Genomic DNA, 23,953 nt, shown 5'->3' with positions numbered 1-23,953 from the left:
CCATCCAACCAGGCCAGGTTGCGCTGTCAACGTGGCGACCTGCGGGAAGACTCACGAAGGATACAGCGGCTGACTGGCGGGTAGCTTACTCGCCGAGTCACCATCGTCCGTCCGGCCGATGTCGCGGGCCGGCCCCGGACCGTCATGTCGACCGAGAGCGACGAGGGCGGCACCGATCGCACCGACCTCCGCTTCTGGCATGTTGCTGACCTGCCGCGGAGCGAGAACCGTGCCGAACGCCCGCCGCCACCATCCGGACGCGGCGAGCGCGCCCCCGCCGAGGACCACCTCCGCCACCGGGGCGTCCACCATCGACTCCAGTTGGACGAGGTCACCGGCGACCTGCCGACAGACGCCTTCCATCAGGCCGGCGAGGATGTCGACCGCCGTGGTGCCGAAGCCGAGTCCCCGTAGTTCGCCGACCCCGGCGGGGGCAAGTCCGGGCGGCCGGTCACCGCCGAAGCGTGGATCGGCCGGCACCCCTTCGCCGGGTTCGATCAGATCGAGGGCCTGGTCCAGTTCCGCGCCCTGGGGCAGCCGCAGTTCCCGGTTGGCCCAGCCGAACAGGTTGCCGCCGGCGGAGTAGGCCCGGCCGGTGACGATCCGGGTGTGGTCGACCCGGTAGCGCCACAACTGGTCGGGTAGCGGCGGCAGCGGCACGCCGGCCCCGGCGGGCTGGACCAGCCGCACCGCCGCCGACGTGCCGACGGTGACCGCCGCCCGGGTCGGGTCGAGGCAGCCGGAGCCGATGTTGGAGGCGGCGCCGTCGCCGATCGGCGGTGACCACGGCACACCGGCGAGGGCCGGCCACCGGCGGGCGAACTCCTCGCGCAGCTGCCCGCGCCAGTGCGCCGGCGCGAGCTCCGGCAGCTCCCCGGGGCGTACGGCGGCCAACTCGGCGGCCTCGTCGTCCCAGGTCATGGTGACCAGGTCGAGCATCCCGGTGCCGGACGCCTGCGACACCGACATCGGGGCGGCGCCGAGCAGGCCGGCCAGTACGTACTCGGGCAGGCCGACGAACCGGGCCGGCCGGCCGCCCCAGTGCCGGCGCAGCCACGGCAGCCGGACAGTCCAGTAGAACCGGTGCCACCAGGCCCCGGTGCGCTGGTGGAAGTCGTCGGCGTCGGCCGGCCCGACCGACCCGGGTGGGCTGGTCGGGCGGGTGTCGAGCCAGGTCATCAGCGGACCGATCGGCGCGCCGGTGACGTCCAGCGGCAGCACCGAATGCCATTGGGCGGCCGTGGCGACCAGCTCGACGCCGTCGAGCTGACCTGCGGCGTTGAGGTCGTCGAGACAGTCGATGAGAGCGGCGAGGTAGTCGGCCGGATCGAGGGTGGCGGCTCCGTCCCGGTCGACCGCGAGCGCGACCCTGCGCCGGGCCAACGCGTCCGGCTGCGGTACGGCGGCATTGTCCAGGATCAGGCCACGCACCGAAGAGGTGCCGAGGTCCAGGGCGAGGATGCTCATCGTCGGTTACGGTACCCAGCCGTGACACCCGACCGGTATGCTCTCGCCATGCTCGCGCTCACTCGCCGTTGGTGGCCCGCCGATCAGGCGGCCCTGCCCCGCGTCTAGCGCGCATCCATCCGGCCGCCCGTCGAGGCGGCCGTCCGGGATTCCCACCGGGTCCACGTTCTCGTCGGGCCGGCCCCGCACCCCGAGGGGAACCCGATGAACGATCACCTGTCCCGCCTGCTGGCCGCGGTCGGCGCCGGCGCGGACGCGGGTCCGGCCGCTACCCGCACCGACGCCGATCCCGGCCCGTTCGCGCTGCTGCGCCGCGCCGACGCCGACCAGGTGGAGGTGCTGGTCGGCACCGCCCAGCAGGTCGACCGGTTGGCGGACATCCCGGTCGATCCCGGTGGGACGACTGGCCCGGCGACCCTGGCGGTGGTCCCGTACCGGCAGCTCGCCGAACGCGGCTTCGCCCATGTCGACGACGGGGTGCCGCTGGAGTGCATCCAGGTGTCGGGCTGTCAGCTGGTGCCCGTCCGCGACGTCGTCGCCGCCCTGCCCGACGCCCCGGTCGCGACCACCGTCGGCGGGTTCGACATCGACGACGACGCCTACGCCGATCTGGTCGCCCGGGTGCTGCGCGACGAGATCGGCCACGGTGCCGGTGCGAACTTCGTCCTGCACCGCACCTACCGGGCCACGTTGGCCGGACCCGGCCGCGCCGCAGCGATCGCCGCCGGGTTCAGCGCGTTGCGGCGGCTGCTGTGCGACGAACGCGGCGCCTACTGGACGTTCCTGGTGTACACCGGCGCCCGGGTGCTCGTCGGCGCCACCCCGGAGCGCCACGTCAGCGTCAGCGACGGCCTGGCGATGATGAATCCGATCAGTGGCACGCTGCGGCACCCGTCCGGCGAACCCGACGTCGCCACGTTGTTGGCGTTCCTCGACGATCCCAAGGAGGTCGAGGAGCTCTACATGGTCCTCGACGAGGAGCTCAAGATGATGGCGACGGTGGCCAAGCACGGCGGCCAGGTCATCGGCCCGTATCTCAAACGGATGTCCCGGTTGAGCCACACCGAGTATCTGCTCGCCGGCCGCAACTGCCACGACGTGCGCGAGGTGCTGCGGCAGACGATGTTCGCGCCGACCGTCACCGGCAGCCCGATCGAGAACGCCTGTCGGGTCATCGCCCGTTACACCCCCGGTGGACGGCGCTACTACGCGGGCGTGCTGGCCCTGCTCGGCCACGACGACACCGGCGCGCAGACCATGGACGCGCCGATCCTGATCCGGGCGGCCGAGATCACCATGGACGGCGAGGTGCGGGTGCCGGTCGGCGCGACCCTGGTACGGCATTCGACCCCGGCCGGCGAGGTCGCCGAGACCCACGCCAAGGCCTCGGCGGTGCTCGCCTCGCTCGGTCTGCGGTCCGGGCCGGTGGTCGGTCCGACGTCGGCCGGGTACCCGGCCGGCCCGGCCGCCGAAGCAGCCGACCCGGCTGACGTCGCCGCCGGCCCGGTCGGTCACGCAGCAGGCACCGATGCGTCCCCGGCCACCGGGGTGCTCGCCACACTCGCCCGGCCGGAACACCCGGACGTGGTCCGCGCCCTGGCCGCCCGCAACGCACGGCTGGCCGGCTTCTGGCTCGACCAGCGCGCTCCCGGGGCGCTGGTCGAGCCCCGGCTGCGTGACCGGGACGTGCTCGTGGTCGACGCCGAGGACAGCTTCACCGGGATGCTCGCCCATCTGCTGCGCGCGTTGGGCCTGCGGGTCCGGGTGGCGGCCTGGGACCGGGTGGACGCGGGCGCGCTGGTCGCGGCCCAGATTCTGGTGGCCGGTCCCGGACCGGGCGATCCGAGGGATCCGGCGCAGCCGAGGATGGCAGCACTGCGCGACATCGTCGACGCCGCGCTGGGTCGCCGGCAGCCACTGCTCGGCGTCTGCCTGGGGCACCAGGTGCTGGCCGACCGGCTGGGACTGCCGGTGACCCGCCGGACGTCGCCGTACCAGGGTCTGCAGCGTGAGATCGACTTCTTCGGCGTGGGCCGACGGGTCGGCTTCTACTCCAGTTACACGGCTACGGCGACGGCCGACCGGCTGGTCACCGGGCACGGTCCGGTCCGGCTGTGCCGCGACGCCACCGACGGCGCCGTGCACGCGCTGGTCGGGCCGGGATTCGCCGGTGTCCAGTTCCATCCGGAGTCGGTGCTCAGCCCGGACGGGTTGGCGATCCTGCGGGACCTGCTCGTGGCGCTGCTCCCCACGGGGCTGCCCGCGAGGTAGGGCGTACAGCGGTCAGGTGGGGTCAGGACGCGGCCAGGCCCCGCTTGACCGCCGTGGCGATCTCGACCACCCGTCGGGCGGTCAGCGCGGTCGCGGTCAACGCCGCGTCGTCCGGCGGGATCTCGCCGTTGTTGCTGGTGTGGGAGCCGCCGTACGGGTTGCCGCCGACGAACTGGCTCGGCTCGACGTAGCCAGGGGTGACCACGATCCCGCCCCAGTGGTAGACGACCGTGTACAGCGACAGCAGGGTGGCCTCCTGCCCGCCGTGTGCGGTCGCGGTCGAGCAGAACCCGGAGAACACCTTGTTGACCAGCGCACCCTTGGCCCACAGCGGTCCGCTGCCGTCGATGAACTGCTTGAGCTGGGCGGCCATCACACCGTACCGGGTGGGGGTGCCGAAGATGACCGCGTCCGACCAGGCCAGGTCGTCGATCTCGGCCTCCATGACGTCCTCGGTCTCCATCCGGTGGGCGTGCCAGCCGGAGTTGGACCGGACGGCCTCCTCCGGGGCCAGTTCGCGTACCTTGCGCAGGCGAACCTGGGCACCGGCCTTCTCCGCGGCCTCGACCGCCGTCAGGGCCATCTTGTGCGTCGTACCGGTCGCGCTGTAGTAGATCACCGACAGCTTGATCGGATCCTCCATGGGTCACTCCTTAGGTTCGGCTCGGGGCTGCCCGGATACCGCGCTACCCGTTTGTCGCGGTGGCAAACGTCGGACCTGCCCACCTCACCGTCCGGAGGCATCACGCGACACGACGGTTCGTTCGACTGGACGTGCGCCGGGCCGCCGACGTGGCCGGGCTGGTCGACGGCCTGCTCGGCTACGGCAACCGCTGACAGTGGACGGCTGAGGCCGGTCGCCCGGCGACGGTGCGCTCCCGCCGTCGAACGTCCGCCGCCACTGCTCACCACTCTGGATCCGGGATTGTGAACGAACGGACCCTGGGCGAGGCGTTAACGAAGTGGGTAGTTTTCGTTACAGCCTGGTCGCCGGCGACGTCGACACACGCCGGCCCGGCGGCTGTCCGCCGGACCGACGCGGACCGCACCGTCTGTCCATCAAGGAGGTACGCCATGCGCGACCCCGCGGCGCCCGTGTTGACGTTCGAGGTCCCCGGCCTGCCACCGCTGCGCAGCCCCGCCCTGTCGATCTTCACCGCCGGCAGCCGGCAGGCCACCCGGGTACGGACACTGCTCACCGCCGCATGCGACGCCGCCCAGCGCACCGGCTGGACCCCGCTGACCGCGCCGGTCGCACTGGGAGTCGTGGTACGGCGACCGCCCGAGCAGCACCTCGGTGAGGCGACGAACTTCCTCTGCGGCATCGGCGACGTGCTGCAGGACAAGCATCGGGTGCCGCCCGGCTCGGTCGCCCACCTCGGGGTCCTCGTCGACGTGGCGTTGTTTGTCGACGACCGGCAGATCCAGCAGATCAACTACCGGGAGGAGCCGGCCGACGAGCCGTCGTACCAGGTCAAGGTGGCCGCGCTCGACTAGCAGGCAGGTTTGCCGGCCGGTGTGTCGCGGGTACCGCAACGCCGGAAGGGAGCGCCATGTCCGAGTCTCGGGTCGTACCCCAGCCGCAGGTGAAGCTGGACCCCGCCAGTCTGCCGGCGCCTACCCGGCACCTGCACGATCCGTTGGAGAAGCAGTTGACCTCGGCGGTCCAGCTGGCCTCCGAACGGGTCCGGGAGCGGTACGCCGGTGAGCCGGAGCAGCAGGTGTGCCAGTGGCTTCTCGAGGAGACCCGTGCCGCGCTGCATCCGGACATCGCCGTCAGCTTCCAACCGGACATGGCGCAGTTCTGCCGGCTCGCCGCCGCGATCGTGCAGGGCCAGCCGGCCTGACCGCAGGTGGGGTCAGCCGACCTGACCGGTGACATGCGCGGCGACCTGATCGGCGCAGCCCCAGCTCAACGTCATCCCGGCTCCGCCGTGGCCGTAGCAGTGCACCAGCCGGGTGACGCCGGGCGGCGGGTCGGGATCGACGCCGACGCGGGCACCACCGCGGCGGGCCGGACGCAGCCCGACGTACTCGCCGTGCACCGGGGCACCGGACAGCTGCGGGACCAACGCGACACACCGCTGGCGGATCGCCCGGCTGGTCGCCGGATCGGGCGGCGCGGCGTCCGCGTCGGGCTCGAAAGTGCCGCCGAGGACCACGTCGTGGGCGCGGGGGTGGACGTACGTCGGCCCGTCCGGGTGCGCCTCGTCGCGTACCGACGTGGTGACGCCCGGATTCGCGACCACCACGACCTGCCCCCGTACCGGGTGCACCGCCGGGTCGTCGGTGAGGACCCCGGCGGCCAGCCCGGACGCGTTCACCACGACCGGCGCGAACTGCGCCGCCTGCGCCAGCGTCGCCAGTCGACGCTGCCGCAGCACGGCCCCACCGGCGACGAGCCGATCGACGAGCCAGTCGAGGTACGGGCGCATCTCCACCGCCGGCACGGTGCAGCGCCACTCGGCGACCACCGGGCCAGCACCGGTCGGTGGCGCCGGCGCCACCGGGTCAGGCGCCGCCGGTGCCGGGTCGGACGCCGCCACCACGGCGCAGTACCGCAGGTCCGGCACGGCCGGCGACCACCACGGCGGTCCGTCGACCCCGGCCCGCAGCAGCATCCGGGTGGGTCGCATCGTCACACCGGGCACCCGCTCGCCGGCCTGTCCGGCGAACACCTCGAAGGTGCGGCCGGCCTGGTCGAGCACGGCCGGTGCGGCGTCGGTGCGGGTCGGGTACCAGACGGCGGCGGCCAGCGCGGAGACCGTCCGGGCGGGCGGTTCGGCGTACACCACGGTGACCCGCAGGCCGCGCTGCTGCAACCGCAGCGCGCAGGTCAGCCCGATGATCCCCGCACCGACCACCACCACGTCGGCCACCTGCCCACCTTCCGATCAGCCATGGGCGACGTCCACCGCGACGACGTACAGACCGTCGCGGGTGCGTTCGGCGATCCGTACCGCCGGCGGGTGGTCGGAGTCGCCAGCCACCTGGACACCCAGACCGTAGGTGACCCGGCCCTCGAAGTCACCGGCGAATCCGTACCCCCGTAGGCTACCGAGCCCCAGTTCCGGCCGGGGCGACCGGCGTACCGACACCCGCCCCTGCTCGTCGTGGGCCTGGGCGGTGACGAACCGGACCTGCAGGTAGCAGTTGCCCGGCAGGTCGAGCGGGTCACCGCTGCCGTCGAGGACGACCGTCGGCACGTATCCGACCTCGTACGACGGGAAGCCGGACCGGAAGGCGAAGGTCACCCGGCTGAAGGCCGGGTCGACCGCCGGGTGCGCCGCCGCGTCGATCTCGACCAGGTACGGCAACGGCGGCTGCGGCCACCGGGCCACCGGTGGCCGCACCTCGTGACCGACGACGACCGGCGCGGTCGGCACCGCCCAGCCGTACCGGGTGCGATAGACGTCGGTGGTCGTCGCACTCGGACTGTCCGGACCGGCACTGGTCAACTCCACCTCCGGTCCGGCGGGTCGGTCCGGCGGCCGGGAGCCGTCCCGTGGTGGTCCACTGTCCTGCCAGGACCAGCTCGGCGGTGGTCCGGTCCGGTCGGCGGCCTCCTGCCCGGTGGCTCCACCACAGCCGGCGAGGGCCAACAGGGCGGCGACGAGACAGACAATCATCGGTGCGCGCAGACGGCTCATGGCCGGTTGACGCGCGGGGAGCGGCCGGGGTTTACCGGTGCCCGGCCTCCGCCCGCCACTTGATCGAGCAGCCCATGCTGGGTTGGTGCGGCTCGGGCACCGCCGCGCCGGCGAGCACCGCCTCGATCGCGGCCCGCAGCGCGGCACCGGTCACCGGCTTGCCGTTGCCCGGCGTCGAATCGTCGAACGCACCGCGGTAGGCCAGGGTCCGGTCGGCGCCGTACAGGAAGAAGTCCGGAGTGCACACCGCCCGGTAGGCGCGGCCGACCTGCTGGGTGGCGTCCACCAGGTACGGGAACCGCCAACCGGCCCGCCCGGCCTGCTCGGCGAGCTTCGCCGGGGCGTCGTCGGGATAGGCGTCGGCGTCGTTGGTGCAGATGCCGACCACGGCCAACGACGGGAAGTCGGCGAGCACCGTGCCCAGCACCGCCTCGATGTGCTGCACGTAGGGGCAGTGGTTGCAGACGAACGCGACGAGCAGGGCCGGCGCCTCGGCGAAGTCGTCGCGCCGGACCACCTGGCCGGCGAGGTCGGTGAGCGCGAAATCGGGGGCCGGGGTGCCCAGCGGCACCATTTCGGAGGTGACAGCCATGCCGGTCACCCTACCCGTGCGGGCCGGCCGCAGCCGGGACGACGGGACCCTGCCGCAGACGGCGGGGTGCGCCCGCTGGCTACCCTCGGGCCCATGACGCTGCGCGCCGTGACCCCGCGCCACCTGGTGACCGGGCTGGGTCTGGCGGTGATCGGCGGCGCACCACTGTGGCTGCTGGCGACCGGCCGTACCGAGGTGACGACCTCGGCGGACGCCGAGGCCTCACCGGTGCCGGTCCTCGCGGTGCTGCTGCCGCTGGCCGTCGGGATCGCGCTGACCAGGCTGGTGCCGCCGCGGCTGCCGACGATGCGGCCGGCACCCGCCGACGCGAGGGCGGCCATCGCCCGGCAGGCGCTCGGCCTGGCCGCGATCGCGGTGGCGTTCGCCGTGGCGGCACTGCTGCTCGGCCCCGGCAGTGTCTGGTACGGGCCGGTGAAGGTCGCGCTGCTGCTCGGCGGCGCGTGGTGGGTGGTGCGGGCCTGGCCGGCGCCGCCGCCGGGCGGTCGGGAGCACCGGCGGGCCCTACCGGCGCGCTGGTACTGGCCGGGCCCGGTGCCGGCGGTCGCCGCCTGGGCGTGGCTGGCCTACTACAGCCCGCTGGCCGGCCCGGCCGACCTGTCCGGCTACCGCGCGTACGACCCGGCGGTGCTGGTCACGGCGATGGTGCTGACCTTCCTCACCGCGAGCGTGCTGGAGGAGGTCTTCTACCGGCTGCTGCTGCAGACCCGGTGGGAGGCGCTGTACGGCCACTGGCCGGCGATCACCGCGACCGCGCTGCTGTACGCGGCGATGCACACCCACCGGCTCGGGGACGGGCCGGCGGGCGACACCGTCGCCGTGGTGCTGATGTTCAACGGCGGACTCGGCCTGTTCCTCGGCTACCTGTGGTCGCGGTACCGCAACATCTGGGCGATCGTCGCGGTGCACGGCGCGGTCAACTCGCTCACCCTGCTCCCGGTCCTCGTCGGCTGACGCCCAGCGGCACCGTCGGCGGCGCGGCGCCCAGGATCACCGGGCCCGGGGTAGTGCGGAGCCGGCCATCGGGCCGGAGCGGTCGTAGACCACGCACATCACCGTGCGGTCGCCGTCGGCCCAGGTCTGCGCGGTCGGCAGCACCGGGTAGTGGTCCAGGTCGGGCCGGGTGTCGTCGGGCCAGTAGTGGGCGAAGCCCTCGGCGCAGCGGCGGTCACCGAACTCGGCGAGACGGTCGGCGTCCCACGGTCCGTCCGGCGCGTCGACGAACCCGTACACCTGGTTGTCCACCGGCGGCTGGTCACACGGCGTGTATATGACGACGACCTCACCGGCCCGGGGATACCAGAACGGATCGCTGAAACACTCGCCGGCGTCGATATGCAGCACCCCGGGTGTCTGTGCGGTGAGGAACCGGTCGTCCTTGACCTGGGCGCCCGAGTGGGGCTGCGCGGTGGTCAGGCTCAGCGACGCGGCGATCGCGACGACGGCCACGGCGGCCGTGCGGGTCGGCTGCGGCCACCGTCCAGGGTTGGTCGCCGATGCGGTACGGCGGGTTGCGCGGGCCGTCATCTTCGCTGGTCACCTGCGATTCGCTCGACGGGTCGGGCAGCACAGATCGTAGGCAGCGGGAACCGGACAGTGGCCCAACGGCGGCCGTCGGGCGGGTGGCTGCGGGGCGACCCGTCGGTTACCTCCCCAGCTAGTCGATCATGAGTTCATCCCCAGGTCACCGCCGTGTCGGTCGCCGGTCGCCGGGCCACGAATCAATGCGGTGGTCCCGCCACACATCCGGTGGCGGGTCAGCCGAGATCCTGAGGGGGACCTCACTCGTGTCCGTCAGACGAGCCCTGACCAGCCGGTCCCGGACCGCGCAGCTGGTTGCTGCCGGTGCGGCCGCCACGCTGATCGGCGGCTTCGCGGTCAGCCCGGCGATCGGTGACGCACCGCCCGCCCGCTACCCGGCCGCCGAGATCCACAAGCCGACCCCGGTCCCGGACCGGATCATGCTCATCCCCACCACCACCCCGGCCACCTCGCAGAAGGTGACCTGGCGGGCCGACGCGCCCGCCGACTGGGCGCAGGCCGAGATCCTCGAGGCCCCACGTGCCCTGGTCGGCGGCGTACCGGCCGCCGACGCCACCGTCACCCGGGTGATGGCGCGCAACACCAGCGCCGTCAACACCACCCTGGGCTACGCCTCGACCTACCACGAGGTGGAGTTCACCGGGCTGAAGCCGGACACCCGCTACACCTACCGGGTCGGCGACGGCACCAACTGGAGCGAGTGGATCGACTTCACCACCGCTGCCGACGGTTTCGACCCGTTCTCGTTCATCTACTACGGCGACGCGCAGAACAACCTCGACAGCGCGGTGCCGCGGGTGTTCCGCCAGGCGTTCGCCGACCGTCCCGAGGCCAAGTTGGTCGTCAACGCCGGCGACCTGATCGACAACGCCAACAGCGAAGAGCAGTGGGGCCAGTGGCACAAGGCCGACGGCTTCATCAACCAGCAGGTCGCCAGCATCTCCATCCCCGGCAACCACGAGTACAGCGGTGGCCTGTCGACGTTCTGGCGGCCGCAGTTCCCGTACCCGGACAACGGCCCGGGCAACGAGGAGCTCAAGCAGACCGCGTACTACCTGGACTACCAGGGTGTGCGGTTCATCGGTCTGGACACCAACCACCAGAGCAACGCCACGTTGATGGCCGCGCAGACCGCGTGGCTGGAGCAGGTGCTGTCCAGCAACCCGCACAAGTGGACGGTCGTCACCTTCCACCACCCGGTCTACTCGACCACCGGTAGCCGCAACAACCCCAACGTCCGCGCCCAGTGGAGCCCGCTGCTGGAACGCTACGGCGTGGACCTGGTGCTGCAGGGCCACGACCACTCGTACGGCCGGGGCAACGTGGCCACCGCGCGCGAGTCCGCCGCCGTGCACAACGGCGTGGTCTACGTCGTGTCCGTCTCCGGCGGCAAGATGTACACCCTCAACGGCGGGACCAACTGGACCGGCAACGGTGCCGAGGTGGTCAGCAGCTCGCAGAACACCCAGCTGTACCAGATGATCGACGTCGAGGCGGACAGCATCCGCTTCGAGGCCCGGTACGCCAACGGCGAGCACCACGACGGGTTCCTGATCCGCAAGAACGCCGCCGGGGAGCGCACCGTCAACGAGATCCGCACGCCGGAGAACACCACCGGCGAGCAGGTCCGCGTCGACCGCACCACGCTGCCGATGGAGGGCCTGGTCACCATCTCGGCCGCCGGGTACGACCCGGACGAGAAGATCGCCGTCTACCTGCGCAACACCAAGGCCGCCGACGGCCGTAACGGCGTCTTCGTGATGAACCTGGTCGCCGACGAACTCGGCCGCGTCGAGCAGCGGTTCGCGATCCCGTCGACGGCGAAGAACGGCAGCACCCACCACATCAACCTGGTCAGCGAGAACCAGCAGATCACCAGCCCGCTGATCACCGTCACCAAGTAGGCACCACCCGCCAACCGCCCGGGTACGGTGCCGCCGGCCGGCCGCCTCGGCCGAACGTCCGGCGGGACCGTACCTGGGACAGGGAGTCGATCGTGAAACTCCGCCGTACCCTGCTGGCCGTCGCGGCGAGCGCACTGCTCGTCCCGGTGCCGCAGGCCGCCACCACGACGCCGGCCGCCGCCCACCCGTTCGGCCCGCCGGCCACCGCCCGCATCGACGTCGACGGCACCGAGGTGGAGATCACCTGGCAGGCCGCCGAGGACGACTGGGTGGCGTTGGGTCAGTCGCTGGGGGCGTTCGAGGATCCGACCACGGGTCCGGTGGACACCACGCTGACCGGCGAACAGAAGCTCGCCCGTTCCGCGCAGGTCCGGGACTACCTGACCGAACGGATCGCGGTACGGCAGGCCGGTGAGCCCTGCGCGCCGACCGTCCTGCCGCTGGCGGACCTGCTGCGCCACGGTGCCCGGCTGCGGTTCGACTGCCCGCTGCCGGTGACCGACGTAGAGGTGCGCCTCGACGCGTTGACCGACCTGCACACCGCGTACCGGACGGTGCTCACCGCCGACACCGCGATGGTCCCGGCGCAGGCGTTGTTCACCGCGACGCGGACCACCCACCGGGTGTCGCTGACCGACGGTGGCACCACCGGCCCGCTGGCGACGGTGTGGGCCGTGGCCGCCGGCCTGGCCGCCGCCGGCGGTACGGCCGTGTTGATCGCGTGGCGGACGCTACGCGGAAGGAGGACCCGGTGACCGGGATCAGTGGTTTCGAGGCGCGGCTGATCGAGATGTTCGACAGCGGTGCCGTCTTCTGGCTGGCGCTGCTGGTCGCCCTCGGCGTCGGCGCCGCGCACGCCGTCGCGCCCGGTCACGGCAAGAGCATCACCGCCGCGTACCTGGTCGGCACCCGGGGACGGTACCGCGACGCGCTGCGGCTGGGGGTGATCGTGGCGCTGATGCACACCGTGTCGGTGCTGGTTCTGGCGATCGGCTGGGTCGGGCTGAGCGGCGTCGCGAGCGTGGGCACCGAACGGATCACCGCCTGGATGCAGGTGCTGGCCGGGCTGGTGGTGATCGGGGTGGGCCTGCACCTGGCGTACCGGCAGCTGCGCGGCCACGACCACGACCACGACCATCAGCATGGCGACCACGACCACGGCGACCACCACCACGACCACGGGGGCGCGCACCGTCACCACGATCATCCGCTGGAGACCCGGCACGACGGCGCCGGGTCGGTGGCGGTACGGGCCCGGCCGGTGGCGCACCACCACCATCACCACGACGAGGTGGCCCTGACCGATCCGTGGTCACGACGCGGGCTGGTCGCCATCGGCCTCTCCGGCGGGTTGCTCCCGTCACCCTCGGCGTTCCTGGTGCTGGTCAGCGGCCTGCTCACCGGGCGGGCGTTCGACGCGATCGTGCTCGTCGGCGCCTTCGGCGTCGGGATGGCCGCCACGCTGACCGCGGTCGGCGCGCTCACCATCCGGGGCTGGTCCACACTGTCGGGACGCGGCGGTGGTTGGGCTCCGGTCCGGGCGTTGGTAGCCCGGATGCCGTTGATCGCCGGCCTCGCCGTGGCCGGTGGCGGCGCGATCTACCTGGTGATCGCCGCCCGGACGCTGGCGGGCTGACCAGCATCCCGCCGCGCCGCTGCGGCCACCAGGCAGCAGGGTGCCCGGGTGGCCGCCACGGCTGGCGACTACCCGGGCGGCTGCACCTGGGTCAGTTGGCAGGTCAGAGCTGGTTCAGTGGCAGGGCCAGGTCGGTGACGTGGTACTTCTTCGGGAAGTCGCCGGCTTTCTCGGCCGCACCGGTCAGAATGTTGATCTTGTAAAGGCTGCTGTGACCGTTGGCGTCCATGGCGGCGAAGCCCTGCACGGCGACCGTACGGCCGTCCCGCACCGTGCTGTAGATGTCGAAGCCGGCGTTCGGGTGAGGTTCGACGCCGAGCGCGCCGGTGGCGGCGAGCTGGCCCGAGTTGGCCGGAGACTGGAGCGCGATCTGGTCGAGGTTGGTGTCGAGGTCGAACAGGGTCGTGGCCGTCGCCGGGTCGAGATCGTTGTTGGTGTACGCGGCACCGGACAGTCCGGTCGCGGTCTCCGGCGCCGGCGGGTAGGTCAGAGTGCCGTCGACAACCGTGGAGCCGCCCGGGTTGACGTCGTGGCGCAGGTTCTGGCCCGCGTCGCTGATGACCCGCAGCCGGTCCGCGGCCGGGTTGAAGTCGACACCGAAGTACTTGCCCTCCAGTGCGACGCTGAGCTGACTCACCTTCTCCGCGGTGACGGCGCACAGGTCCAGCAGGTAGATGCCGCCGACGTTGCCGACCCCGTACAGTTCGCCGTTCTGCACCCGGTAATCGATACCGAGCAGGTAGTCGTCACCCTCAAGATCGCCGCCGACCGTGCCGATGTCGTGTGCCTTTCCTGGGGCGTCGACATGGAAGATGACCAGTTTCTGGTGGACGGTGAGCCCGACCGAGATGAGCCCGCCCTTGCCGTGGTGGTCCTTGCCGTGGTGGTCCCTGCCACCGCTGTCCTTCGCACCCCCGCCCGCGCCGCCTCGCTGCACCGCGCAGCCGGACCGGTCAGGCCCGGTCGCCGACTCGACCTGCGGCTCAGCTCCGCTGTCGGAGAAGGCCGGCGCCGCCGTGAGCGTGGTGGTGACGGTCACGGCCACGCCGACCAGGCCCGCGAGGCCCGCGAGCACCAAGCCACGGTTGAGCAACTTGTTTGCCATGTCATACCTCTTCTTCCCGATGTGGTGACGGCGGCCCGGCTCCCGGACCTGGGAAGATGGGAACATCTCGCAGAACACCAGGTAACTGGAACAACACCAGTTCGCCCATTGGAGGAATCGGGAAGCACTGGTCGCACTGCGCACCCTGAGCTGCTACCGGCACCAGTGGTCCCGCTTACCCGCAGCCGCAACTTCGCGCCCTTGCGTCGCGCCGACCGCACGCGGAAACATGCGATGGACAGGTCGTCGGGTCCAGTGCCCCGGTCGACGGCATCGACGGAAGGGCTGTCCATGGACGACACCGACTGTGTCATCGCCGGGGGCGGTCCCGCCGGGGTGATGCTCGGGCTGCTGCTGGCCCGGGCCGGGGTGCGGGTCGTCGTCTGCGAGAAGCACGCCGACTTCCTCCGCGACTTCCGGGGCGACACCGTGCACCCGGCCACGATGCGGCTGCTCGACGAGCTCGGCCTGGGCGCCCGCTTCGCAGCCCTGCCGCAGAGCCGGATCGAGCAGATCGCCTTCCCGACCGGCGACGGTGGACGGATCGTCGTCGGCGACCTGCGTCGCCTACGGACCCCGCACCCGTACATCGCGATGGTGCCGCAGTGGGACCTGCTCAACCTGCTCACCGAGGCCGCCACCGAGGAGCCGACGTTCACGATCCGGATGCGCACCGAGGTCACCGGGGTGCTGCGTGACGGCGACCGGATCACCGGGGTGCGGGTGCGGACCGCCGACGGCGGTACCGACGAGATCCACGCGGCGTTGACGGTGGCCTGCGACGGGCGGTGGTCGACGGTCCGACGGGCGGCGGGGATGCGGCCACGGGAGTTTCCGGTGCCGATCGACGCCTGGTGGTTCCGGCTGCCCCGGTACGACGGCGAGCAACTGCCGGGTCTGCTGCCGGCCGCCGGCCGGGGCGCGTTCCTGGTGGTGATCCCCCGCACCAGCCATCTGCAGATCGCCTACGTCGGCCGCAAGGGCGTCGATGCGCAGCTGCGGGCCAGGGGTGTCGAGGCGTTCCGGCGCGACGTGGCGGCGATCGCACCCTGGCTCGCCCACCGGGTCGACGCCCTGACCGGCATGGACGACGTCAAGCACCTCGACGTACGGGTGAACCGGCTGCGCCGCTGGCACCTCGACGGGTTGCTCTGCATCGGTGACGCGGCACACGCGATGAGCCCGGTCGGTGGGGTCGGGATCAACCTGGCCGTCGCCGACGCGGTCGCCGCGGCGACCCGACTGGCCGGGCCGCTGCGCCGGGGTCGGGTCAGCCCGGCCGAGCTGGACCGGGTCCGGGCCCGCCGGGCCCTGCCGACGGCAGCTGTCCAGTCGGTGCAGCGGGCGATGCACCGCAACCTGGTGGAACCGATCCTGGCCGGTCGGCGGGCCGGTCCACCGGCACCGGTGCTCACGCTGGCCCGCCGGCTGCCACAGGTGACCCTGCTGCCGGCCTACCTGATCGGCATCGGGCCGCGCCCCGAGCACGCGCCGGCCTTCGCCCGCCGCCCGGCCACATCCGCCTGACCCGTCGCCCACGCCCACGGCCGCGTCGGCCGGCACCGGATCGCCCGACGCCGACCGACGGTCGGCTCAGTCGGGCGGGCCGTCGGGGCGGTCGGCGCGCACGGTGAGGATCAGGTCGGCGACCAGCGCCGTCCAGCCGGTCTGGTGCCAGGCGCCCAGTCCGGCACCGTTGTCGCCGTGGAAGTACTCCGGGAAGGCGATCAGGTCCCGCCAGTCGGGGTGCTGCTGGAACTTCTCCGCCGCCCCGTAGATCGGCCGCCGGCCGTACCCGTCGCGCAGGAACAGCGAGATCAGCCGGTGCGACAGGTCGTCGGCGATGGCGTTGAGGGTGCGCTTGGTGCCCGACCGGGTCGGGTACTCGATCAGCAGGTCGTCGCCGAAGAACGTGGCGAAGTCGCGCAGTGCGCAGACGAGCAGGTAGTTGGTCGGCATCCAGATCGGGCCACGCCAGTTGGAGTTGCCACCGAACAGGCCGCTGGCCGACTCGGCCGGCTCGTAGCCGACGGTGAAGTCCTGCCCGCCGAGGGAGACGGTGAACGGCTCGTCGAGGTGCCGCCGCGACAGGGTGCGCAGCCCGTACGGGGAGAGGAACTCCTCCTCGTCGAGCATCGGGGCGAGGATCCGTACGATCTGGTCCGGGCCGACCATCGACAGCAGCCGGTGCTGCCGGCCGTCGCCGGCCAGCCGGCGGGCACCGATCACGTCGGCGTACTCCGGCTTGTTGGTCAGGAACCAGCGCAGCCGGGCGCCCAGCTCGGGGAGCCGGGCGATGGTGCCCGAATGCAGGGTGGTGGTGGCGGCCAGCGGCAGCAGGCCGACGACCGAACGGACCTTCAGCGGCAGGGTGTCACCGTCGGGCAGCCGCAGCTGGTCGTAGAAGAACGAATCCTCCTCGTCCCACAGCCCCTGGTCGTAGGCGGCGGCCGCGATGTAGGCGAAGTGTTCGAGGAACTTGGTGGCGATGTCGGTGTAGGTGTGGTCGTGCACGGCCAGGGTGAGGGCCATGTCGAGCATGTTCAGCGCGTACGTCGCCATCCAGCCGGTGCCGTCGGACTGTTCCAGGACACCGGCGACCGGCAGCGCCGCCGACCGGTCGAACGGTCCGACGTTGTCCAGCCCGAGGAAGCCGCCTTCGAAGACGTTGTTGCCGTTGATGTCCTTGCGGTTGACCCACCAGGTGAAGTTGAGCAGCAGCTTGTGCATGATCCGGGCGAGGAACTCGAAGTCGCGCCGGCCGTCGATCTCGAACACCCGCAGCGCGGCCCAGGCGTGCACCGGCGGGTTGACGTCGGCGAACGCCCACTCGTACGCGGGGATCTGCCCGTTGGGGTGCATGTACCACTCGCGCAGCAGCAACAGCAGCTGGTCCTTGGCGAACTGGGGGTCGACCCGGGCCAGGGTGGAGCAGTGGAACGCCAGGTCCCAGGCGGCGTACCAGGGGTATTCCCACGGGTCCGGCATGGAGATGACGTCGAAGCTGTTCATGTGCCACCAGGCGGCGTTGCGCCCGTGGGTGCGGCCTTCCGGTGGCGGCGGGCTGGCCGGGTCGCCGGCGAGCCACTGGGCGACGTCGAAGTGATAGAACTGCTTGCCCCAGAGCACGCCGGCCAGGGCCCGGCGGGCGACGAGGCGTTCGTCGTCGGTGGCGGCGGCCGGGATCACGGTGTCGTAGTAGCGGTCGGCCTCGGCCTGTCGGGCGGCCAGCGTCGCGGCGTGGCCGGCGCCGAGGTTGAGCCGGGGCGGCGGGGTGTTGCCCGGTGGGGGCGCGGTCAGGGTCAGCCGCAGCCGGATCCGGTCCTCGCCGCCGGCGGGTACGTCGAGGACGTAGTACAGCGCCCCCTTGGTGCCGGTCCGGTCGGGGTTGACGGTGTCGGCGCCGTCGACGACGTGGTCGTTGATGCCGTCCTTCGGGTACGGGGTGCGCGACGGCAGCCCCCAGAGCCGCTCGGCGTTGCTGTCGTTGTCGCACAGCAGCGGTGTCGGGTTGCCGTCACCCTGCAGCACCAGCTGCCCGAGCACCCAGTGGTGGCCGACGAGCCGGTCGCGTTCGCCGGTGAGCACCGGGATCTGGTCGCGGCCGGGCAGCCCCCACGCCCAGGTGTTGCGGAACCACAGGCTGGGCAGTACGTGCAGGCGGGCGTCGGTGTCGCCCCGGTTGGCGACGGTGATCTCGATGCACAGGTCGGTCGGTCCGGCCTTGGCGTAGTCGACGGTTACCGCCCAGTACCGGTCGTCGTCGAACACGCCGGTGTCGACCAGTTCATACTCGGTCTCGTCGCGGCCGCGCATACCGTTGACCGCGACGAGGTCATCGTAGGGGAAGGCGGCCTGCGGGTAGTGGTAGCGCCAGCGCATCCAGGAGTGGGTCGGGGTGGAGTCCTCGTACCACCAGTAGTCCTTGGCGTCCTCCCCGTGGTTGCCGCCGTCGCCGCCGAGGCCGAACATGCGTTCCTTGAGGATCGGGTCCTGCCCGTTCCACAGGGCCAGCCCAAAGCAGAAGGTCTGCCGGTCGTCGCAGACGCCGGCCATGCCATCCTCGTTCCAGCGGTACGCCCGCGATCGTGCATGATCATGCGGGAAGTAGTCCCACGCCGTACCGTGCTCGCTGTAGTCCTCCCGCACCGTGCCCCATGCCCGTTCTGACACGTAGGGTCCCCACGCCCGCCACGGCTGCTCGCCCGCGTCGGCTTCCGCCAATCGGGTGCGCTCCGGATCACGATACGTCCGCCTGGAGTTGACCATGAGGGTCATTCTTCCTGGGACGTGTTTCCGGCACTTGTCGGACCGTCACCTTGTCGGCGCACCAGCGTCGGTGCCCGACACCACAGCCCCGTCCGTCGGTTGATCTGCCCTGGAGGAAAATTGCTCGACATCAGCTTCGGACCGCAGGTCTGCGGCGATCTGACCGCCGGGGCCGCCCGCGAGTGGCTGGTCACCGACGGTCGTGGCGGCTACGCGATGGGTACGGTCAACGGGCTGCGGACCCGGCGGTACCACGGTCTGCTGGTGGTGGCCGGGGCGACTCCGGCGGCCCGGCGGGTGGGGCTGGTCAGCCTGGATCCGGCGGTGACGTTGCCGTCCGGCGCGCAGGTCCGGCTCGGGGTGCACGAATGGTCCTCCGGCGTGGTGGACCCGCCCGGTCACACCCTGTTGGAGCGGTTCGACCTGGCCGACGGGGTGCCGCGCTGGCGGTGGCGGGTCGGCGACGTGGTGATCGAGCGCGAGGTCGCGATGACGCACGGCTCGCCGTGTGTGGCGGTGACCCACCGGCTGGTCAGCGGCGGCCCGGTGACGTTGACCCTGTCGGCGGTGACCACGTGGCGGGACGCGCACGGCGAGCGACACGGCGACGCTCCCCCGCCGAAGATGGACAACGTCGACGGTGGGGTGGTCGTCGAGGGGGCGTTCCGGCTGCACGGCCCGGACTGGGTGCCGGCGGGCAACTGGTGGGACGGGGTCCATCACCGCGAGGAGGCGGCGCGCGGACTGCTGGCCGAGGAGGACCTGTGGTACGCTGGCAGCTTCACCGCCACGCTGCACTCCCCCGGTGACACCGCCGAGGTGACCGCCTGGGCCGAGCACCTGGACCGACGGCCGGAGCCGGCGGCGGTGATCGTCGAGGCCGCCCGGGTCCGCCACCGGGCGGTGGTGGCGGCGGCGAAGCCGGCCGACGCGGTGGACGCCACGCTGGCGTTGGCCGCCGACGCGTTCGTCGTACGCACGTCGACCGGGCCGGACGTGGTCGCCGGCTACCCGTGGTTCGGCACCTGGTCGCGGGACACGATGACCTCCTACGAAGGGCTGTTCCTGGCCACCGGGCGCGCCGACGAGGGCCGTGAGCTGCTGCGCGGCTACGCGGCGACGCTGTCGGAGGGGATGCTGGCGAACACCGCCGACACCGGGCACGTGGAGTACAACACCGTCGACGGCACGCTGTGGTTCCTGCACGCGGTGGACCGGCACGTCGCCGCGACCAGTGACCTGGATCTGGCCGCCGAGCTGCTGCCGGCGCTGCGCGAGGTGGTGGCGGCGCACCTGCGCGGCACCCGGTACGGCATCCGGGTCGACGACTCCGACGGGCTGCTCACCGGCGGTGCCGCCGGTGAGGCGTTGACCTGGATGGACGCCCGGGTGTACGGGGTGCCGATCACCTCCCGGGAGGGCAAGCCGGTCGAGGTCAACGCGTTGTGGGTCAACGGGCTGGCCGTCGTGGCGGAGCTGGCGCAGCTGGTGGGGGGCGACCCGGGGGCGGCGGCGACCGTCCACCCGAAGGCGTACGAGTCGTTCCGGTCCCGGTATCCGGCCCCGTCGGGGTGGCTCTACGACGTGCTGGACACTCCGGCGCAGTACCCGCTGGGCGGGGATTCGCACGCCGACGACGACGCGTTGCGCCCCAACCAGCTGCTCGCCTGGTCGCTGCCGTACGCCCCGTTGGAGCCGGATCCGGCGGCGCTGCGGGCGGTCGGCGCGGCGCTGCTGACGCCGCTGGGGTTGCGCAGCCTGGCCCCGGACTCGGCCGGCTACCTGGGCGCGCACCGGGGTGGGCCGGCCCGCCGCGACGGCGCCTACCACCAGGGGACGGTCTGGCCGTGGCTGATCGGCCCGTACGTGTCGGCGGCCCGCCGGGCCGGGTTGGACGTGTCCGACGTGTTCACCGGGTTGACCGCGCACCTGAGCGAGTACGGGCTGGGCTCGGTCAGCGAAACGGCTGACGGGGATCCGCCGCACGGCGCGACGGGCTGCCCGTTCCAGGCGTGGTCGGTGGCCGAACTCCTGCGGGTGCGACCCGACTGATCCGCTGTCGTTACATCAGCGCAACGCGAATGTCTTCCCTGGTTATCCCGATGCCGGCAGGATTGTCGGCAACCCAAAGATGCGTGAGCACCCGTTAATGGTGTTTGATCACGCATGCCCGGCACCGACCATATTGAGGGGGGTCTGTCGATGTCACCTACCGCCGACGTGATCGACATCCGTGCACCACGGTCGCAGCGGGTGTTGATGCTGTCCTGGGAGTACCCGCCGGTACTGGTCGGCGGCCTCGGCCGACACGTCCACGCCCTCTCCGTCGCCCTCGCCAACGCCGGCCACGAGGTCACCGTCGTCACCCGCCACGCCCCCGGCGCACCCCTGGAGGAATACGCCGACGGCGTCCGCATCATCCGCGCCGCCGAGGACCCACCCCTGTTCCCCCTCGCCACCCCCAGCCTCCTCGCCTGGACCATGGCCTTCAACCACACCCTCACCCGCGCCGCCCTACGCGCCACCCAGTCCGCCGAATACGACGTCATCCACGCCCACGACTGGCTCGTCACCCACACCGCCATCACCCTCAAGGAACACCTCGACATCCCCCTCGTCGCCACCATCCACGCCACCGAAGCCGGCCGCCACCAGGGCTGGCTCCCCGACGAGATGAACAAGTCAATCCACTCCATCGAGCACTGGCTGGGCCACGAGTCGTGCCGGGTGATCGCCTGCTCGGAGTACATGCGGTGGGAGGTCAGCCACCTGCTGGAGCTGCCGGCGTCGCGGGTGGACGTGATCGCCAACGGGGTCAACGACCGGGTGTGGCGTTCGTCGGCGCGGGCGGTCGCGGCGGCTCGGCAGCGGTACGCGGCGGACGGGCCGCTGGTCGGATTCGCCGGTCGGCTGGTCTACGAGAAGGGCGTGCAGCACCTGATCGCCGCCCTGCCGTGGCTGCGCCAACGCCATCCCGGGATGCGGGTGGTGATCGCCGGCGACGGCCCGTACCGGGGTGAGCTGCAGGCGCAGGCCGAGCGGCTCGGCGTCGCCGACCTGATCGACTTCGCCGGCTTCATGACCGAGTCGCAGCTGCCCGCGCTGCTGGGGGCCACCGACGCGACGGTCGTACCGAGCCTGTACGAACCGTTCGGCATGGTGGCGTTGGAGGCGGCGTCGGCCGGCGCGCCGCTGGCGGTGTCGGCCACCGGCGGTCTGGCGGAGATCGTCGAGCCGGGCGTGACCGGTACGACGTTCCGGCCACAGGACACCCACGGGTTGGCGCAGGCGGTGCACGCGCTGCTCTCCGACGAGATCTTCGCCCGGCGGGTGGCCCGGTCCGCCCGTCAGCAGGTGACCAGAAAGTACGGCTGGTCGACGATCGCCGCGCAGACCGCCGCCACGTACGCCACCGCGGTCCGGGAGGCACCGGGCTTCAACACCCGGCGGGCCGCCGCCCAGCTGGCCGGGGACGCCCGCAAGGTCGTCGTGCCGGAGGGGAACCTGCTCGCGGCCGCCGGGGCGGCGTCGTAGCCCGCACCGCTGTCCGGTGGCCGGTTCGCGCGATCAGCTCGCTGGCCTGCGCGAACCGGCTGGCCGGGTGAGCGAAACGGTATTCCGCCGGAGCGAAACGGTGGAAGTTCGCCGGGTTTCCAGCTGATACAGCGACGTCACACCCGCGACTACCTTGTGTAGTCGCGGGTTGACGTTAGGAGACCGGATCGTGCGACCGGACCTGATCGCGGACCGCTACCGGCTGGTCCGACCGATCGGTAGCGGCGGGATGGGTCGCGTCTGGCTGGCCCGCGACGAGGCCCTGCACCGGGACGTCGCGGTGAAGGAGCTGCACCCGCCGACCGGGCTGACCGACGCCGAACGCGACGCGTTGCGCCACCGTACGCTGCGCGAGGCCCGCAGCGCCGCCCGGCTCAACCACCCGCACGTGGTCCGCATCTACGACATCCGCAACGTCGGCGCCAGCCCGCTGATCGTGATGGAGTACGTCCGGTCGCGCTCGCTGCACCAGGTCGTCGCGGAGGACGGCCCGCTACCCCCGGTACGGGTGGCGGCGATCGGCCGGCGGGTGCTGGCCGCGCTGCGGGCCGCCCACGCCGGCGGCGTGTTGCACCGCGACGTCAAGCCGCACAACGTGCTGATCGGCGAGGACGGCCGGGTGGTGCTGACCGACTTCGGACTGGCCACCCTCGACGACGAAGGATCGCTCACCCGCACCGGGCTGGTACTCGGCTCACCGCAGTACATCGCCCCGGAGCGGGCCCGCGACGGCGTGTCGAGCGTGGCCGCCGACCTGTGGTCGCTCGGCGCGACGCTGTACGCCGCCGTGCAGGGCCACGCCCCATACGCCCGGTCCACTCCGATGGCGACCCTGACGGCGCTGGCCACCGCCCCGCCCGACCCGGCACCCCGGGCCGGCCCGCTGCGGCCGGTGCTGGCCGGGCTGCTCCGGCGCGACCCGCGTCGGCGGATCGACGCCGACGAGGCCGACCGGCTGCTGCGCCGGGTCGTCGGTGTACCGGAGCGGCCCGTGACGCCGACCTGGCCGCTACTGCGCCACGTAGCCTCGCGGTTACGGGTGCCGGGCACCTCTACCCGGTAGGGTCGGCAGCGACCAGCCCGCACCGACCGTGGAGTCTGTGATGGACGCATCCGTTCTCGCCAGTGCCCCGGGTCGGCGCCGGCTGCCGGCTGACGCCGGCGCACCGCTGCTGACCTGCTACGACGATGCGACCGGGGAGCGCGCCGAGTTGTCGGCGACGGCGCTCGGGGCGTGGTCGGCCCGGACGGCGGCGCTGCTGCGTGACGGGTGCCGCCTCGGTGCCGGCGACCGGGCGGCGATGCTGCTGCCACCGCACTGGCAGAGCGCCGCCGTGCTGCTCGGCGCCTGGTCGATCGGGGTGTCGGTGTCGATCCGGCTGGCCGCGACCGCCGGCCTGCCGGTGCTGGAGCCGGGTGCGGACGAGCCGCTGGACGCGGTGTTCGCCGCGCGCGGCCGGGTCGACGACTGGTTGGAGGACGTACCCGAGGCCCGGCACCGGTTCGTGCTCGACGTCGGTGCCCGGGCCACGCCGGGCGCCCCACCGCCGGAGGGCTACCGGGACTTCCTCGCCGAGGCGGCCCGGTACGCCGGCCTGGCCCCGCAGTACGCGCTGATCAGCCCCGGTGACCCGGCGAGTGTCGACGGGACCAGCTACGCACAGTTGCGCACGGTCGCGCTGGGGATCGCCGAGCAGCACGACATCACCGCCGGTGACCGGGTGCTCGTCGATGCCGACCAGCACGAGCACCCGCTGTTCTGGCTGCTGGCACCGCTCACGGTCGGCGCCTCGGTGGTGGTGTGCGTCAACATGGACCCGGACCTGCTCGACGTACGTGTCGGCACCGAGGGTGTCACCCGCGTGCTCTGACCTGATACACAGTGGACCATCGTCGGCTGTCGGCCGGCCCCAAGGGTCGGCCGCCGGCTGGCCCTAAGTGGTG

At 72.3% G+C, this 23,953-nt stretch carries 19 protein-coding genes and 1 pseudogene; 12 read left to right on the top strand and 8 right to left on the bottom strand.

All coding sequences use genetic code 11. The features are described 5' to 3' along the window. Positions 1-51 precede the first annotated feature (51 nt). The gene (locus O7608_RS18490) at positions 52-1,467 is read right to left on the bottom strand and encodes an FGGY family carbohydrate kinase (RefSeq protein ID WP_289205776.1); all 1,416 of its coding nucleotides are present in this window, start codon (positions 1,465-1,467) and stop codon (positions 52-54) included. 204 nt (positions 1,468-1,671) lie between these two features. On the opposite strand from O7608_RS18490, the gene O7608_RS18485 reads away from it, so the two are divergent. After that, entirely contained in the window at positions 1,672-3,738 is a 2,067-nt protein-coding gene (locus O7608_RS18485; protein WP_289205775.1) for an anthranilate synthase family protein, read from the top strand. A gap of 22 nt (positions 3,739-3,760) precedes the next feature. Here O7608_RS18485 and wrbA read toward each other — a convergent pair whose 3' ends face one another. Beyond that, positions 3,761-4,381: an NAD(P)H:quinone oxidoreductase gene (gene wrbA, locus O7608_RS18480; protein ID WP_289205774.1), complete on the bottom strand. Its 621-nt coding sequence runs from the start codon at positions 4,379-4,381 to the stop codon at positions 3,761-3,763. Positions 4,382-4,812: 431 nt separating this feature from the next. Here wrbA and O7608_RS18475 point away from each other — a divergent pair, with 431 nt between their 5' ends. Next, positions 4,813-5,235, top strand: coding sequence for a hypothetical protein (locus tag O7608_RS18475; RefSeq protein ID WP_289205773.1), 423 nt, complete (start codon positions 4,813-4,815; stop codon positions 5,233-5,235). Between the two features lie 56 nt (positions 5,236-5,291). After that, positions 5,292-5,585, top strand: coding sequence for a hypothetical protein (locus tag O7608_RS18470; RefSeq protein ID WP_289205772.1), 294 nt, complete (start codon positions 5,292-5,294; stop codon positions 5,583-5,585). 12 nt (positions 5,586-5,597) lie between these two features. Here the strand turns inward: O7608_RS18470 and O7608_RS18465 are convergent, their stop codons facing one another. From O7608_RS18465 to O7608_RS18455, 3 genes are read right to left on the bottom strand one after another with little or no spacing between them, the layout of a single operon-like run. After that, positions 5,598-6,617, bottom strand: coding sequence for an FAD-dependent oxidoreductase (locus O7608_RS18465; protein ID WP_289205771.1), 1,020 nt, complete (start codon positions 6,615-6,617; stop codon positions 5,598-5,600). A 15-nt stretch (positions 6,618-6,632) separates the two neighbouring features. Further along, positions 6,633-7,388, bottom strand: coding sequence for an AMIN-like domain-containing (lipo)protein (locus O7608_RS18460; RefSeq protein WP_289205770.1), 756 nt, complete (start codon positions 7,386-7,388; stop codon positions 6,633-6,635). A 31-nt stretch (positions 7,389-7,419) separates the two neighbouring features. Further along, positions 7,420-7,980, bottom strand: coding sequence for a thioredoxin family protein (locus O7608_RS18455; protein WP_289205769.1), 561 nt, complete (start codon positions 7,978-7,980; stop codon positions 7,420-7,422). 93 nt (positions 7,981-8,073) lie between these two features. Between O7608_RS18455 and O7608_RS18450 the strand changes: the two genes are divergently transcribed. Continuing rightward, positions 8,074-8,952 carry a CPBP family intramembrane glutamic endopeptidase gene (locus O7608_RS18450; protein ID WP_289205768.1) on the top strand — a complete coding sequence of 293 codons (879 nt, stop codon included), beginning with the start codon at positions 8,074-8,076 and terminating at the stop codon, positions 8,950-8,952. Between the two features lie 36 nt (positions 8,953-8,988). Here O7608_RS18450 and O7608_RS18445 read toward each other — a convergent pair whose 3' ends face one another. Next, the gene (locus tag O7608_RS18445) at positions 8,989-9,525 is read right to left on the bottom strand and encodes a hypothetical protein (protein ID WP_289205767.1); all 537 of its coding nucleotides are present in this window, start codon (positions 9,523-9,525) and stop codon (positions 8,989-8,991) included. A gap of 260 nt (positions 9,526-9,785) precedes the next feature. Between O7608_RS18445 and O7608_RS18440 the strand changes: the two genes are divergently transcribed. From O7608_RS18440 to O7608_RS18430, 3 genes are all read left to right on the top strand, one after another. Beyond that, positions 9,786-11,444, top strand: coding sequence for a purple acid phosphatase family protein (locus O7608_RS18440; protein ID WP_289205766.1), 1,659 nt, complete (start codon positions 9,786-9,788; stop codon positions 11,442-11,444). A 92-nt stretch (positions 11,445-11,536) separates the two neighbouring features. Further along, a complete protein-coding gene (locus O7608_RS18435) occupies positions 11,537-12,199 on the top strand; it encodes a hypothetical protein (protein WP_289205765.1) in 663 nt (220 codons plus the stop codon). Next, entirely contained in the window at positions 12,196-13,080 is an 885-nt protein-coding gene (locus tag O7608_RS18430; RefSeq protein WP_289205764.1) for a nickel/cobalt transporter, read from the top strand. Before O7608_RS18435 ends, O7608_RS18430 begins: the two co-directional genes overlap by 4 nt. 103 nt (positions 13,081-13,183) lie before the next feature. Here the strand turns inward: O7608_RS18430 and O7608_RS18425 are convergent, their stop codons facing one another. After that, on the bottom strand, positions 13,184-14,185 hold the full coding sequence (locus tag O7608_RS18425; protein ID WP_289205763.1) for a DUF4394 domain-containing protein: 1,002 nt from the start codon (positions 14,183-14,185) through the stop codon (positions 13,184-13,186). Between the two features lie 291 nt (positions 14,186-14,476). Between O7608_RS18425 and O7608_RS18420 the strand changes: the two genes are divergently transcribed. Then, complete coding sequence (locus O7608_RS18420) at positions 14,477-15,712, top strand: FAD-dependent oxidoreductase (RefSeq protein WP_289205762.1); 1,236 nt, start codon at positions 14,477-14,479, stop codon at positions 15,710-15,712. Positions 15,713-15,778: 66 nt separating this feature from the next. Here the strand turns inward: O7608_RS18420 and O7608_RS18415 are convergent, their stop codons facing one another. Further along, the gene (locus O7608_RS18415; protein ID WP_289205761.1) at positions 15,779-18,454 is read right to left on the bottom strand and encodes an MGH1-like glycoside hydrolase domain-containing protein; all 2,676 of its coding nucleotides are present in this window, start codon (positions 18,452-18,454) and stop codon (positions 15,779-15,781) included. Between the two features lie 120 nt (positions 18,455-18,574). Here O7608_RS18415 and O7608_RS18410 point away from each other — a divergent pair, with 120 nt between their 5' ends. The 4 genes and pseudogenes from O7608_RS18410 to O7608_RS18395 all read left to right on the top strand — a co-directional run bounded on the left by O7608_RS18410 (position 18,575) and on the right by O7608_RS18395 (position 23,880). After that, positions 18,575-20,506, top strand: coding sequence for an amylo-alpha-1,6-glucosidase (locus O7608_RS18410; protein WP_289205760.1), 1,932 nt, complete (start codon positions 18,575-18,577; stop codon positions 20,504-20,506). Between the two features lie 150 nt (positions 20,507-20,656). Next, positions 20,657-21,988 (top strand): glycosyltransferase family 4 protein, encoded by a 1,332-nt coding sequence (locus tag O7608_RS18405; protein ID WP_289205759.1) that lies wholly within the window; start codon positions 20,657-20,659, stop codon positions 21,986-21,988. 250 nt (positions 21,989-22,238) lie between these two features. Continuing rightward, positions 22,239-22,985, top strand: a pseudogene (locus O7608_RS18400) (serine/threonine-protein kinase); the annotation flags it as partial. A gap of 127 nt (positions 22,986-23,112) precedes the next feature. Next, positions 23,113-23,880, top strand: coding sequence for a TIGR03089 family protein (locus tag O7608_RS18395; protein WP_289205758.1), 768 nt, complete (start codon positions 23,113-23,115; stop codon positions 23,878-23,880). Positions 23,881-23,953 lie beyond the last annotated feature (73 nt).

Source organism: Solwaraspora sp. WMMA2056 (assembly GCF_030345095.1).
Lineage (GTDB): Bacteria > Actinomycetota > Actinomycetes > Mycobacteriales > Micromonosporaceae > Micromonospora_E.
The sequence above is the reverse complement of the archived record's forward strand: the minus strand, read 5'-3'. Positions and strand labels throughout refer to the sequence as shown.